This is a genomic window from Alkalibacterium sp. 20 (assembly GCF_001885615.1).
In the GTDB taxonomy this organism is placed as follows: domain Bacteria; phylum Bacillota; class Bacilli; order Lactobacillales; family Carnobacteriaceae_A; genus Alkalibacterium.
The window spans coordinates 176,246-190,477 of sequence record NZ_LSRN01000001.1 but is presented as its reverse complement, the minus strand read 5'-3'; the positions used below and the strand labels follow the sequence as shown (position 1 = coordinate 190,477).

Genomic DNA, 14,232 nt, shown 5'->3' with positions numbered 1-14,232 from the left:
ATATGGCGGATATGCTGGAGCGCTCATTAAAAAAAGCCTTTATCGATCATCGTATTCAAGGCTCTCATTATGATCCAAAATTAATTATTAATGATGTATCGAAAAAAGAATTCATGCTTAATGCTTTACATGACGAATTAAATAGCTGCACGGATTTTTTCTTCTCGGTCGCATTTATTACGCAGGATGGTTTAGCTGCTCTAAAAGCGCAGTTAGCTGATTTACATAAAAAAGGTGTCAAAGGACGCATTTTAACGTCTGTTTATCTCGCTTTTAATAAACCCGAAGTTTTCACTGACCTACTGAATATCCCCAATGTAGAAGTCAGAATTTCAGGAAAAACAGGATTTCACTCAAAAGGTTACTTGTTTACCCATCATAAAAACCATTCATTTATAGTGGGTAGTTCGAATCTGACGATGAGTGCCTTGAAAGTAAATTACGAGTGGAACGTGAAATTAACGTCGTATGATCACGGGCAGATGATTCAAGATATTCAGGATCATATGGAAAACGAATGGTATGAATCGAAAATATTGACACGAAGTTGGGTAGAAAATTACACGCTTAATTACAATCCACAGATAGAGTTTAAGCGAGAAGTGGTAGATGAAGAGTATCCTGTTATTATTGAACCGAATCTGATGCAGCGAGATGCTTTAAGAAATCTACGTGGCCTCAGAGCACGTGGAGCCAAAAAAGGGCTTGTTATTTCGGCCACAGGCACAGGGAAAACGTTTCTCTCTGCGTTTGATGTCAATCAATTTTCTCCAAATCGTGTTCTGTTTATCGTCCACCGGGAACAGATTTTAAATCAAGCCAAAGAAGATTACAAAAAGATTCTAGGTGGTCAGCCTTCAGATTATGGGATTCTTTCAGGTTCACACAAAGACTTGGATGCTAAATACTTGTTTGCAACGATCCAGACAATTTCAAAGGAATCTATCTATAGCAGTTTTTGTCAGGATCACTTTGATTACATCCTGATTGATGAAGTACATAAAGCTGGCGCCATTTCTTATCATAAAGTTATCGATTACTTTTCTCCAGAATTTCTTTTGGGTATGACGGCAACTCCGGAGCGAACAGACGGCTTTAATATTTTTGAACTATTTGATTACAACATCGCTTATGAAATCCGCTTGCAGGAAGCTTTGGAAGAAGATATGCTGTGTCCATTTCATTATTATGGCGTGATTGATTATGAAAAAAATGGTGAACTGATTTCAGATGAAACAGAGTTTTCACAATTAATAGAAGAAGAGCGCGTGAAATATCTTTTAAACAAATTGAGTTATTATGGTTGTTCAGGTAATATACCCAAAGGACTGATTTTCTGTAGCCGCAAGAGAGAAGCGAGAGCCCTTTCTCTAGGATTTGGGGCCAGGGGGATGGCGAGCGCTTATTTGTCTGGAGAAGATTCTTTAGCGAAAAGGGAAGAAGTAGTAAAGCGTTTAGAATGTGGAGAAATCAATTATATTTTTACGGTTGATATTTTTAATGAGGGTATTGATATACCAAAGATTAATCAAGTTGTAATGCTTAGAAACACTCAGTCCAGTATTATTTTTATTCAACAACTTGGTCGTGGACTGCGTAAAGACACGTCTAAAGAATATGTCACAGTGATTGATTTCATAGGAAACTATAAAAACAATTACCTCATTCCAATGGCTCTTTCTGGAGATGTATCAAGGAATAAAAATAAAGTCAGAAAAGATACGTATGATACCGATTTTATTTCCGGTGTATCTTCAATCAATTTTGAAGAGATAGCTAAAAAGAAAATTTTCGAGTCGATCAATAAAACTTCAATGGATTCAATGGCTGAACTGAGAAAAGCATTCCAGCTGCTTTACAATCGCTTAGGTCGCGTCCCTTACCTTAAAGACTTTAAAGAACAAGAAATGCTGGATCCAGTCTTGCTTGCCAATAAAAAGAGAAGTTATTACGATTTTTTGTTGAGTATGAAAGAAAATAAAGAAATCCTAACAGAAGAGGAACAAATGTATTTAATGATTGCGTCTCGCGAACTCCTCCCCGGAATGAGAAAACACGAATTAATGTTGCTACAAAGATTAATCGATGATCAGAAAAACGATGTAAAAAAAGCAGTATCGATTGAAGAGTTGAGACGGTGGTATGAAAATCTAAGTGTTATCAGCAAGGATAAGACGATTCAGTCTGTGCTAAACACGTTGAATTTGAATTTTTTTACTGGCATGACGCGTAAAACGTATGGAGACTACCCACTTATCTCGATAGAAAAAAATAAGATCAAACTGTCAAAAGGAATGAAAGCGGCGTTAATTAATGAGTATTTCGAAAAGCTATTCATAGACGTTATCGAAACAGGCTTATTGAATGCAACAGCTTACCTGCCTGATGCACCGTTAACATTGTATGAAAAATACAGGAGAAAAGATGTACTGAGACTTCTCAACTGGGAAGAACAGATGGTTGATCAGAACATTGGCGGATATACAGCGAAAAACGGCGAATTTATTATTTTTGTCACGCTTGAAAAAGGAGAAAACTTTGCCGGAGCCCTGATGGCTTATGAGGATGAGCTCCTAGACTCGACGACAATAAAATGGTTCACGAAGTCGCCGCGAACATTAAAGTCACCTGAAGTTGAAAAGCTGAAGAACCCAAAGAGCTGGACTTTCCGTCTGTTTGCAAAAAAATCGGATGATGAAGGGAGTGACTTCTATTATTTAGGTGAAGTTAATCCTGTTCAGGAAACGATTAATGAGTTGAAGAAAGCGACCCGAGAGGGTAAAAAGAAAAACGTGGTGGAGATGCTCCTAAAACTAGATAATCCCATCGAAAATAGTTTGTATCGTTATCTAACACTTGTAGAGTAAAAAAGCACTGTATTATCTCGTTTCGTTCGAGATGATACAGTGCTTTTTTCTTGTCATTATTCTTTTGATTTTTGTTTAATCGAATACAGGGCATCTTTTGCATGTTTCAGTGATCCCTGAACAGATGTTTCACATGGCGGATACAACAGAGGTCGTTTGAGACGCAATAAAAAGTAAACGGAAATTGTCGAAGAAAAGCAACGAATCTGTGAAGATGATATGTAATGATATCTTCCATCTGACGTGTCAGCTTATAGGCGTCTTTAGTTGCAAAGGGTCTTATGCGTCACGTACTATGAGAATAACTAATAAAAGGAAGTGCAAAAGATCATGTCGACTATCTATTATATTTTGGGTTTTGGGTTAACTCTTTTTACGCTCGTCGACCTGATATGGACGACATTATGGGTTGATGGGGGAGCAGGTCCACTGTCAAAAAGACTAGCGCGTTACACTTGGAAAGGGACAGAACAACTAACACGTAAAACAAATAACATTCTCACCCTTGTGGGACCAATCATTTTAGTGGTTACTTTACTCAGTTGGGTGCTTTTTCTGTGGGTGGGGATTACCTTGATTTATTCTGGAGATCCTGCATCCATTATCGATATCCGATCAGGTGGGCCTATCATTTGGTATGAACGCGTCTATTTCACGGGCTATACTCTTTTCACTCTCGGCATCGGAGACTATTCACCACAGCCAGGATTCTGGCAAATGATTACGGCTGCAACTTCAGGTATGGGTATACTCTTTTTAACTCTAGGTGCTTCATATGTCATCAATGTGGTTAATGCGGTAGTGAAAAAAAGGTCTTTTGCTCGCTCGATCACGGGGCTGGGCATGACAAGTGAAGAAATAGCGAGGTCAGCTTGGGACGGCAAAGATTTTCATCAGCTTGATTTAGTTCTAATGAATGCTTCTTCAGATATTTCTGAGCTAACGCAGCAGCACCAAGCCTATCCCCTGCTGCATTACTATCACAGTAGAAATCCGGAAGAAGCCTCGGCTATCGGTGTTGCTGTTCTCGATGATCTCTTATCACTCCTTCATTTTGGTTTAAAAGATAAAGGAGCCGTTAATGTTATCTTAGTACAAGCCACCCGTTCCAGTATCGAAACTTATCTTGATACGCTGACTTCAGTGTTTATACATTCTTCAGAAAAAGAACCGAATCGTCCGAGTATCAAACGCTTAGATGATAGTGGAATCCCCTTTGTATCAGAAGATGTTTTTCAGCGGGAGTTAGACGCCGTAATCAAGCGCCGAATGCAACTTCTTGGAGCAGTGAATTCGGACAACCATGATTGGCCAAAAGCGGAAGTTTAAAGTGTATATAGAATGAGGAAAAAGGCTGGAATCTAAGTATCCCAGCCTTTTTATGTTTGATTTATGTTGGAGAGATGTCGCGATAAGAAACGCTTGATGCGGAGGCGGTATTCGTCCTTGTCTGTAACATAGCCATACGCATGCGCAGCTCCAGGAACGATGTAGAGCTCTTTAGGACCGCTGGTAGCGTGATAAACATCATAAGCCATGTGAGTGGGAACAAAAGTATCTTCGTCACCGTGGATGAACAAGAGAGGCGTCTGGCTTTTTTGAACCTGTTTTTCTGGATTAGCTTCGCCGAACCAAAAGCCTGCTTTCATTTTCGTAATAAAACTAGTCAGCGGGATGATCGGGAATTGCGGCAGTTTATACATGATTTTCAGTTGATGCGCCATTTCCTTGGATACGGAACTGTAGCCGCAGTCCTCCACGATCGCTTTGACATTGATGGGAATAGCTTCACCACTAACATTCATGACAGTGGCTCCACCCATGCTGAGTCCGTAAAGAACGACTTCAAGATCATCGCCCAATTTTTCAATCATCTGCTCGATCCACAACACGTAATCTTTTCTTTCGTGCCATCCGAATCCGATATAATTGCCTTCACTCTCGCCGTGACCTCTGGCATCAGGAAGTAAAAGATTGAATCCCAGATCATAAAAAAGTTTCGCCCAAGGCGCCATATCTAGGTTGCTGCTGCTATACCCGTGGGCAATAATGACGACTTTCCTGGACTCTTCTTTTGCAGGTATAAATAGTCCGGAAAGCAGCAGACCGTCTGTAGCACGTTGAAACAAAATATCCTTTTCTACAGTCTGATACCATCTTTTTTCATCCTCCCAAGGATCATCTAGGGAAATTTCTTCCATACTATATTCCTCTACAAATTCTTTTTTGCTGATGCTCACGGCAGTTTTGTAAAAATAGGTGCTTACATAAGTAAAAAAACTGGTTGTTAATCCTAGCGCGCCAAGTAAACCCCACTTCGTGCTTTTTTTCATATCAACGTCTCCTTTGTCTCTTTCTAACTATTATAACCAAAAAAGATGAAAAAAATACGAAGATTTATATTTCTAGCGCTTGACATCCTATTTTATAAGGTCTAGTATACCTGGTAGGGTATTTAAAATAAAGAAAAGTTGAGGCGATAAGCTTGTTTGGATTATTTAAGAGTGTACCAAGTACGACTACAAACCAATTAGAATCAGAATTAACCAATAAACCAATGATATTAGATGTGCGTATGCCGGGAGAATACCGCCAAGGGCATATTCCGGGATCAAAAAATTTTCCGTTAAATAAAATAGAGCAATATAAAGGCAAGACAGATGAGAAACTTTATCTCATTTGTCAGTCAGGTATGAGAAGTAAACGAGCTGCAACAGCACTACAGAAAAAAGGTTTTGATGTAGTGAATGTGCGTGGCGGCATGAGTCAGTGGAGCGGAACAGTCAGAGGGGGAAAAATTTAAGTGAGTAAAGTAGTTATTGTCGGTGGTGTTGCTGGCGGTATGTCAGCTGCAACACGTTTACGCCGTTTAGATGAAAATGCAGAAATCATTATCTTTGAAAAAGGGCCATATGTCTCTTTCGCAAACTGTGGCTTACCTTATTATGTGTCAGGTGAAATCGCAGACCGTGATAAATTGTTAGTGCAAACTCCTGAAACACTGTATGATCGTTTCCGTTTAGACGTGAGACCACATACTGAAGTTTTAGCCATCAATTCAGAAGACAAAACAGTTTCAGTTAAACACAATGGTGAAGTGTCAACTGAGAGTTACGATAAGTTGATCTTATCGCCCGGTGCAAGACCGTTTGTTCCTGAAATCAGTGGCTTAAGTGAATGCAACAATGTTTATACGTTAAGAAATGTGCCAGACCTGGATAAAATCATGGAACGTATCGATGGATCACATCCTAAAGAAGCCGTTGTTGTAGGTGCCGGATTTATTGGTATCGAAATGGCTGAGAACTTGAAACACAGAGGGATCAACGTCACCATCGTTGAAAAAGCGCCTCATGTGTTACCGCCACTAGATGAGGAAATGGCAGCCTTTGTCCAAAATGAATTACGCGAAAACGGAGTCAAAGTCATTACGTCTCAATCAGCGGTCGCTTTCAAAGAAGAAGGCAGAATCGTTGTCTTGGAAGACGGCAGTGAATTAACCACGGATATGACAGTGATGTCTATCGGGGTTCAACCTGAAAATAGACTAGCACAATCAGCGGGGATCGAGCTCGGTTTCCGCGGCGGTATTTTAGTGGATGAAAATTATGAAACAAATCTTTCTGATGTGTATGCCGTCGGTGACGCTATTGTCGTTAAAAACCAAATAACGGGCAGCGATGCCTTGATTTCACTTGCTTCACCTGCAAATCGTCAAGGACGTCAAGTGGCGGACGTAATTGCTGGGATGAAACGTAAAAATAAAGGCAGCATCGGGACAGCTATTGTTCGTGTATTCGGACTTGCAGCTGCTTCAGCTGGCTTAAATGAGCGTATGGCAAAAATGGCAGGTTTAAACGTTGCTTCTGTGCACACGTTAAGCAGTAGTCACGCAAGCTATTATCCTGGCGCAACGGATATCACATTGAAACTTGTCTTCAATCCTAAAGACGGGACCATTTATGGCGCACAAGGCGTCGGCAGTAAAGGTGTCGACAAACGCATCGATATTATTTCAACAGCCATAAAAGCTGGCTTGACCGTGCATGATTTACCAGAACTGGAATTCACCTACGCACCTCCCTTTGGTTCAGCAAAAGACCCAGTCAACATGATTGGTTACGCTGCACTGAATGTTATGGAAGGCATGAGCGAGTCAGTACAGTGGCATGAATTGAATGAGGAAATAGAAAACGGCGCCGTTCTTTTAGACGTGCGCAGCGAAGCAGAACTAGAAACGTCAGGTCGCTTCCCTAATTCCATCAATATACCACTCAATAATCTACGTGATCGCGTGAATGAACTGGATAAAAATCAAGCGTACGTGATCAGCTGCCGTAGTGGTCAAAGAAGTTATATCGGCGAACGAATGCTCAAACAATTAGGCTATAAAGTGAAAAACTTAGACGGCGCATTTGCGCTTTATCAAACAGTGAAACCTGAGGAATTAGAAAATTTAAAATTGGAGGAAATTGAAATTGTTTAACTCAATTAGTATGGACGAATTTGGACAAAAACAAACAAAAGAAGAAGTAAATGTCATCGACGTAAGAGAAGCGGGTGAATTTTCATCAGGACATATTCCAGGGGCAATCAATGTTCCTTTAAGTGAATTTGCTCAACACCTAGACAAAATCGACAAAGATAAAGAACAATATGTCGTTTGTTTATCTGGAGCACGTTCTTCAGTTGCGTGTGACTTTTTAGGTAATAACGGGTATACTGTTGTTAACATTATGGGCGGTATGTCAGCTTGGAGAGGAGATATCGAATAATATGGTGAAATGTGACAAAAGCATTCTTAATCGCTTGAAACGAACTGAAGGTCAGATCAGAGGTATTCAACGGATGCTGGAAGAGGAAAAAGAATGTTCAGATCTTGTCACACAATTATCAGCTGTTCGGTCAAGCGTGGATCGTATCATGGGATTGATCGTTGCGGAAAACTTGAAGCAATGTCTTGAGAACCCATCGACGAACCCAGAAGAACAGGCAGAAAATATTCAAAAAGCGATTCAGTTGGTCATAAAAAAATAAGTGTGAATTTAGAGGACCTCACTTTAATCGTGAGGTCTTTTTTGACGAGTAAAACCTGTGTGAGACTGAAGAAAATCACGCGCGTCATTACTCAAACCAGTTTTTATGGTTGGTAAGATATTAGTAGAGTGGAATAAGACTCTTTCGAAAATCTTGAGAAAATAGTATGCGATTAGTCACTTCAGGGGTCTATATTGATGTAGTCTAAATAATAGAGACTGAAAAAGGAAAACAGACTTGAGTAGCTGCTATAAGCGTTTATAATAAAGACTGAAGAGAGAAAACCGGCTTGGGTTCTCATATAAAGCGATTTTACTATTGAGAATACTAAGTGTAACTATAAAATGACTGAATTCAGCATTAAAAATACAGTTGACCGGATAATTAGAATTTGTTGATTTTTTCAGAGCAATATAGTGTAATTATGTTAAAGTGAGTAAAAAGATAGGGGCGCTGATCCAATGTACAATGAAGCAATTATTAACGATACGAAGCAGATGGTTCGAGAAAAACTTTTCAATGAAGGAACGGGACACGACTGGTATCATATTGAACGTGTCTGGAAGATGTCTCTCAACCTGGCAGAGAAAGAGAAGGCTAATCGCTTTATAGTCGGATTGGCTGCTTTACTGCACGACTTGATCGATGATAAACTGGTCACTAATAAAGACGAAGCGGTTCAAGAGGTCATGTACTGGCTGGATGGTGTCGGCGTTTCTTCTACCGATAGTGAAAAGATTTTAGAAATTATCGAAACCATTTCTTTCAAAGGTGGTAACAGCAGAAAGCTACATACGATCGAAGCGCAAGTGGTCCAGGATGCAGACCGCTTGGATGCCATTGGAGCCATAGGTATCGCACGTTGTTTTGCGTATGCAGGAAGTAAGGGGAATCCTCTGTTCGATCCGGAATTGTCTGTGAGAGAAAAAATGACGGAAGACGAATACCGCAAAGGAAAAACGAGTGCTGTGCATCATTTTTATGAAAAATTATTGAAGCTGAAAGATTTAATGAATACAGACGCTGCCAAAGAAATGGCGGAAGAACGGCACGCATTTATGGAAGATTACCTGACGAAGTTTTTTAATGAATGGGAAGGGAAATAACACACTAAATAAGCCGGGAACCTTAGCAGTCTGCTGACTCTGAGGTTCCCGGCTTATTTAGTATACAGTTTATTGTGAGACACATCTTATGAACTAAACACATCTGCAATACAGCTTTTTAAAATGAACCTAAACTGTACTCTTTTTTAATTAGTGTCGTTCACGGAGCCTGAAAGAAGCCGAAGTGCAGTAAATCAGATCAAACTGAAATTTAGTATATGAATAAACCACAAACTATATCAGCTTATTTTTCTCTTAAGCGATCAATCATCCGATCCTATCTTTAATATCGCACTGCATGAGGCCTGTATTCCCCAGTAGAATTCTTTTAATCCCATATTTTCATTAGGTGCATGGTTATCCTCATCAACATTAGCATACGGAATTGTCACTGAAGGGACCTTAAGGATATCCGTGAAGACAAACATCGGTCCAGTTCCACCTAATGCAGGCAATACAATAGGTTTGATGTTATAAGCGACTTCAACCGATTCGATGACTTTTTGAACCAACGGGTGAGATAAGGGTGTTTTAGAAGGCTTGACTGCACTTAGGTTTTCCACAGTGATTGCGCAGCGCGAGTCAAAGGCAGCAACGTGTTTCTCAATAGCTTTATAGATAGCCGCCGGATCCTGATTTGGAGCCAGACGCATATCCAGTTTAACTTTTGCTTTGCCCGGAATAATGGTTTTTGTCCCTTCGCCGGTATAGCCACTTAAGAAGCCAGCAATCGTAAAGGTCGGTTTAAAGCATAGATTTGTATAGTACTCTTCATTTGTCATTGCTAATGAATCCAGACCAATAACCTTGGCAGTTTTTTCGGGGAAGAACGGGATGCTCTTCAAATGTTCTTTTTCTTCTGAAGTAGGCTGGACGATGCCGTCATAAAAGCCGTCGATCAGCACTTCTCCTTTGTCAGTAACCATTGTGCGTATGAGGTTAAGTAGCGTCATCCCCGGGTCAGGGGCAATGTTTCCTTTGTTGCCTGAGTGGTTGTCCTTATTGGCTCCCAGTGCATTTAATTCCACGTAGAGTAAACCGCGATTACCTAAAGTCACAGTTGGTTGTCCGTCTCCCTCCATAGGTCCATCTGCTGTATAAGCTATATCTGCCTCGAGCAAGTCTTTATTTTCTTCGACAAATGAGGCAAGGTTGACACTTCCTTTTTCTTCTTCACCTTCGAATAAGAACTTAACATTTACTGGTAGGGAACCGTTCTGATCAAGGAGTGTCTTGACAGCGAGCACGTGGGCAATGAGCTGGGCTTTGTTGTCACCCGTTCCTCGTCCGTAAATTTTACCGTCTCTAATCGTTGGTACAAAAGGATCAGATTCCCACAAATCCAGTGGTTCAGGGGGCTGTACATCGTAATGACCATAGAATAAAATCGTTTTAGTGTTTTTTTGATCACTAAGTTCGCCATAAACAACAGGATGGCCTTTTGTTTCCATTATTTTTGCATCGATTCCGCTACTTTGCATGATATTAAGGAGTAAGTCAGCACATTCTCTGACCCCTATATTCAAAGTACTGATACTTGGTTGTCTTAAAAGAGTAAATAGAGTGTTTAAATGATCGTCTTTCCTGTGATCCAGTGTGATTCTTACCTCTTCATAGGTGGTTTTCCAGTCAGTCATGAACAAAAGCACTCCTTAGATTAAAATTATATTAGAAAATGGTATCTATATTCTAATATTATACACATATTATTCAGTGATAAAAGGTTAAATAAAAAAATCTCTATGAAAGCAGGTAAACGTGACTCGCATTGTTCAGTGATACAGATTTTCCACATACGGGCTGGACTGATCCTTAGTCGACCGGAACAGCTTGCTAAATAAAAGGAGTATGAGCAAAAGGCCAATGATGAAAACAGCTGAAAAAACAAGGTAATCAGTAGGTAGTTCTTCTGATAGGGCAAGTAAACTTTCGACAGCAATATCTCCATCATTAGGCACGAGAAAAGCCGGCAAAATAACAAGGAAATTATACAGGCTGTGTGTGAAAATGGCATAAAAGAGATTATTGAATTTGACGTAAACAAGTGCGCATAACAGACCTAAGAGCAATTGAGGGATGAAGAAGGATTGGACATGAAAGAACATAAAGAGTAAGGAACTGTAAATGATGCCTTTCTTGAGCGAATACTTGTCGATCCATTTGTTCATTATGTAACCGCGAAAGACGATTTCTTCGACAATGGGTGCAGCGATCACTGCAATAACAAAGAGATAAACAAGCGAAGTGTCATCCCCGACAGCCAACTCTTCAATATAAGGAATAAGGATTTCAAAAACATTCGGGATAAACGAGATCAAAGTCAACAGAAATATCGAAAAACTCGTTGCCACAACAGCAGTCAACAGTGTCCAGCCGCTGATTTTTAGGAGCTCATCCAATTTTTTTGGATTGGATTTTGCGACGGACCGGATACTCAGCGCTTGTTTTTTCATCAGTGAGATGACTATTTTATAAACCAGAAAATAGAGCAAACTGTCAGATAGTATTCTTATAAAGGAAGAATAATCTTGACCAAACGCAAGAAGAAGAATGGTTGTCAGGACAACCACGCCCATTAAGGCAAAAAATGAACGCCATAATAATCCCCACAGGTTCGCATGTCTGAAAGTTCTCTGGTACATCTGATCAACTTCTTTCGATTATATATTAAGTATAGACTAGCATAGTTTGTTTAAGAATCATAGATTAAAACCTTTACCTTAAAGATTTATGATAAACTAGTGTCAAAGTGATTCAAGGAGGATTTTATGGAACCGATCGTAGAGCTAGTCGATGTAATGAAAAAATTTGATGGGAAACCGGTGTTGAAAGGCGTCACCTTTTCTGTTATGCCAGGAGAAATAATCGGCTACATAGGACCTAACGGGGCAGGCAAGAGCACGACCGTAAAAATAATATTAGGTATGTTGAAAAAAGACGCGGGAACGATTCGGTTATTCAATCAACCGCTGAATGCTGGTGATGTAGCCTATAAGGCAAGAATCGGGTATGTGCCGGAAAATGCAGAGCTCTATGAAACGTTAACTGCCAAAGAATACTTGTTATTTGTCGGCGAACTGTATGGCATGGAGGAGAAAGAAATCATCGGAAAAGCCAGTCAAATGATGGATGCTTTAGGAATCAAAGAGTCCTTTCACGGACGTTTATCTACCTTTTCAAAAGGGATGCGTCAGAAGGTCCTGATTATCTCTAGTTTGATTCACAATCCGGATATTTTGTTCTGGGATGAACCGTTAAGCGGACTGGATGCGAATAGTGTTCAGGTGGTCAAAGAACTGTTAGTTAAATTGAAAAAAGAAGGAAAAACCATTTTTTATTCTTCTCATGTCATGGATACCGTTGAGAAGTTGAGTGACCGGATCTTGATCTTACATGACGGATACGTGATTGCGGATGGCCCGTTCAGTGAATTGAAGAAAGAAGCAGAAGGAACTCTCGAACAACTATTCAATACACTGACCGGTTTTGATCAACACGAAGCATTGGCTGATCAATTTCTCAGTGGGATGAAGGGGGATTTCACTCATGATGCGTGAGGTTTTTGGCATGGATGAGCGAGCCAAAGAACCAGTTTATTTGAAAATAATAGATAAATTAGCACCGGTCTATCAAACGTTTGGGATAGATTACAGGCAAATGCGAACCATACTCAAAATGAAAATGACCATGGATGGCCGCAAAGAAGCAGCCGTTCAGGGTATGAGTTCCAAAGCCAAGCAAAATGAGGAAAAAAATCAGTTCTTCTCAAGCTTGTGGGTATACGCCATTATCAGTGTGTTCTTCCTGCTGTTATTTGTTTACGACAATTGGATTTTTCAGTATACAACCTATTTCAGCTATATTTTTGTTATGTTATTTTCGACCATGCTCGCCAATTTTTCCAATATATTACTGGACGTGAAAGACTCGGAGTTGATAGGAACCAAACCGGTGTCGCAAAAGACGATCGGAGCGGCCAAGGCGACACATGTGGCGATTTATCTTGTTTCATTTACTTTTGCTATCGGCTTGGCCGTGATGTTAGCAACGTTTTATTTTAATGGTATTCTGGCTGGTTTGATCCTAATTTTGTTAACTTTTCTAGCTTCCTTGTGGTCGCTCGGATTAACGATCGTGATGTACGCGACGGTTCTGAAACACTTCGATGGTGAACGGCTCAAAAACATCATAGCGTACAGTCAAATTGGTTTGTCTGTCTTTATGGTCATGGGTTATTACTTGATAAGTCAAATATTTGAAGTGATCGATCCGGAGACCTTTTTGGTTGAGATGAATCTTTCCCTCGGGCACGCGTTGCTTTTCCCGATGTGGTTTGTCGCACCGTTCGGACTGGTCCAGGAAGGTTTTCAAACCGTTTATCTGGTATACACGCTACTCTTGATTTTAGGAACTTTAGCAATAGCTGTACTCTATCACTTTAATAACGATAAAATCGACAGCAACTTGCAGAAGATGAACAAGGGAAAAACCCAACCGTCCAATCGTTCTGTTTTAGAAAAAGTTGCCGCCAAAACATTGAGCTTTGATTCGCTGGAAAGAGCTTATTTTCATTTCGCCTGGCAGTTAACGAAAAACGAACGGGAATTCAAAACACGTTTGTATCCCTCGATAGCCAGTGCGATGGTGTTCCCGGTGGTCATGTTTTTCTCCAGTTTAAGAGGCGATCAACCCATCACCGCTCAAAACACACTGACCTTTCTGTATTTGCCATACTTTACCATGCTGACGATTCCGATGATTGCTGTGGCGACACAGTTTTCGGTGAATTACAAAGGGCGCTGGCAATTCGAATTGAGTCCAGTGCATGCAAAAGGCCCTTTTTTTCGGGCTGTAACGAAGGTCATGCTGATCAAGATCCTGTTACCGATGTATTCGGTCATCAGCGGTTTGATCATTATACTGACGGGTCTAACCTATATTATTCAACTGGTTAACGGCTTTTTACTGATGAGTATCATTCTGTATTTTGAAATGAAGCGATCAAGTCAGGAATTACCTTTTTCGAGAAAATACGCAGCCTCGGAAGCTAATCAAGGGTGCATGTCCAGTCTCATCTTCTTTGTACCCGTCTTTATCATTTCATTCATCATGATTCTGGTTCAAGCTTTTGTCCCTTACGCCGTTTGGGGAGTCTTTATCGGACTCATGGCATTAAATATATGGTGGATGAAAAAAGGGTTTAATAATTAAGCGTTTAATAG

General features: G+C 40.2%; 12 protein-coding genes. 9 read left to right on the top strand and 3 right to left on the bottom strand.

Annotated elements, in window-relative coordinates; translation table 11 throughout:
* Positions 1-2: 2 nt before the first annotated feature.
* On the top strand, positions 3-2,867 hold the full coding sequence (locus AX762_RS00975; RefSeq protein WP_071847300.1) for a DUF3427 domain-containing protein: 2,865 nt from the start codon (positions 3-5) through the stop codon (positions 2,865-2,867).
* A 330-nt stretch (positions 2,868-3,197) separates the two neighbouring features.
* Positions 3,198-4,196 carry an ion channel gene (locus tag AX762_RS00970; RefSeq protein WP_071847299.1) on the top strand — a complete coding sequence of 333 codons (999 nt, stop codon included), beginning with the start codon at positions 3,198-3,200 and terminating at the stop codon, positions 4,194-4,196.
* A gap of 50 nt (positions 4,197-4,246) precedes the next feature.
* Here AX762_RS00970 and AX762_RS00965 read toward each other — a convergent pair whose 3' ends face one another.
* Positions 4,247-5,200 carry an alpha/beta hydrolase gene (locus AX762_RS00965; RefSeq protein ID WP_071847298.1) on the bottom strand — a complete coding sequence of 318 codons (954 nt, stop codon included), beginning with the start codon at positions 5,198-5,200 and terminating at the stop codon, positions 4,247-4,249.
* Between the two features lie 152 nt (positions 5,201-5,352).
* Here AX762_RS00965 and AX762_RS00960 point away from each other — a divergent pair, with 152 nt between their 5' ends.
* The 5 genes from AX762_RS00960 to AX762_RS00940 all read left to right on the top strand — a co-directional run bounded on the left by AX762_RS00960 (position 5,353) and on the right by AX762_RS00940 (position 9,010).
* The gene (locus AX762_RS00960) at positions 5,353-5,670 is read left to right on the top strand and encodes a rhodanese-like domain-containing protein (RefSeq protein WP_071847297.1); all 318 of its coding nucleotides are present in this window, start codon (positions 5,353-5,355) and stop codon (positions 5,668-5,670) included.
* Positions 5,671-7,353 carry an FAD-dependent oxidoreductase gene (locus AX762_RS00955; RefSeq protein ID WP_071847296.1) on the top strand — a complete coding sequence of 561 codons (1,683 nt, stop codon included), beginning with the start codon at positions 5,671-5,673 and terminating at the stop codon, positions 7,351-7,353. It abuts the gene before it with no gap.
* Positions 7,346-7,642, top strand: a complete 297-nt coding sequence (locus AX762_RS00950; RefSeq protein ID WP_071847295.1) for a rhodanese-like domain-containing protein — start codon at positions 7,346-7,348, stop codon at positions 7,640-7,642. The genes AX762_RS00955 and AX762_RS00950 overlap by 8 nt, the downstream gene beginning before the upstream one ends.
* A gap of 1 nt (position 7,643) precedes the next feature.
* Positions 7,644-7,904, top strand: a complete 261-nt coding sequence (locus tag AX762_RS00945; RefSeq protein WP_071847294.1) for a metal-sensitive transcriptional regulator — start codon at positions 7,644-7,646, stop codon at positions 7,902-7,904.
* 461 nt (positions 7,905-8,365) lie between these two features.
* Complete coding sequence (locus AX762_RS00940; RefSeq protein WP_071847293.1) at positions 8,366-9,010, top strand: HD domain-containing protein; 645 nt, start codon at positions 8,366-8,368, stop codon at positions 9,008-9,010.
* Between the two features lie 263 nt (positions 9,011-9,273).
* Here the strand turns inward: AX762_RS00940 and AX762_RS00935 are convergent, their stop codons facing one another.
* Both AX762_RS00935 and AX762_RS00930 read right to left on the bottom strand, forming a co-directional pair.
* On the bottom strand, positions 9,274-10,647 hold the full coding sequence (locus AX762_RS00935) for a M20/M25/M40 family metallo-hydrolase (protein ID WP_071847292.1): 1,374 nt from the start codon (positions 10,645-10,647) through the stop codon (positions 9,274-9,276).
* Between the two features lie 135 nt (positions 10,648-10,782).
* The gene (locus AX762_RS00930; protein ID WP_071847291.1) at positions 10,783-11,652 is read right to left on the bottom strand and encodes a CPBP family intramembrane glutamic endopeptidase; all 870 of its coding nucleotides are present in this window, start codon (positions 11,650-11,652) and stop codon (positions 10,783-10,785) included.
* 126 nt (positions 11,653-11,778) lie between these two features.
* On the opposite strand from AX762_RS00930, the gene AX762_RS00925 reads away from it, so the two are divergent.
* Both AX762_RS00925 and AX762_RS00920 read left to right on the top strand, forming a co-directional pair.
* Positions 11,779-12,567: an ABC transporter ATP-binding protein gene (locus AX762_RS00925; RefSeq protein WP_071847290.1), complete on the top strand. Its 789-nt coding sequence runs from the start codon at positions 11,779-11,781 to the stop codon at positions 12,565-12,567.
* The gene (locus AX762_RS00920) at positions 12,557-14,221 is read left to right on the top strand and encodes a hypothetical protein (RefSeq protein WP_071847289.1); all 1,665 of its coding nucleotides are present in this window, start codon (positions 12,557-12,559) and stop codon (positions 14,219-14,221) included. Before AX762_RS00925 ends, AX762_RS00920 begins: the two co-directional genes overlap by 11 nt.
* The last annotated feature ends 11 nt before the right edge of the window (positions 14,222-14,232 follow it).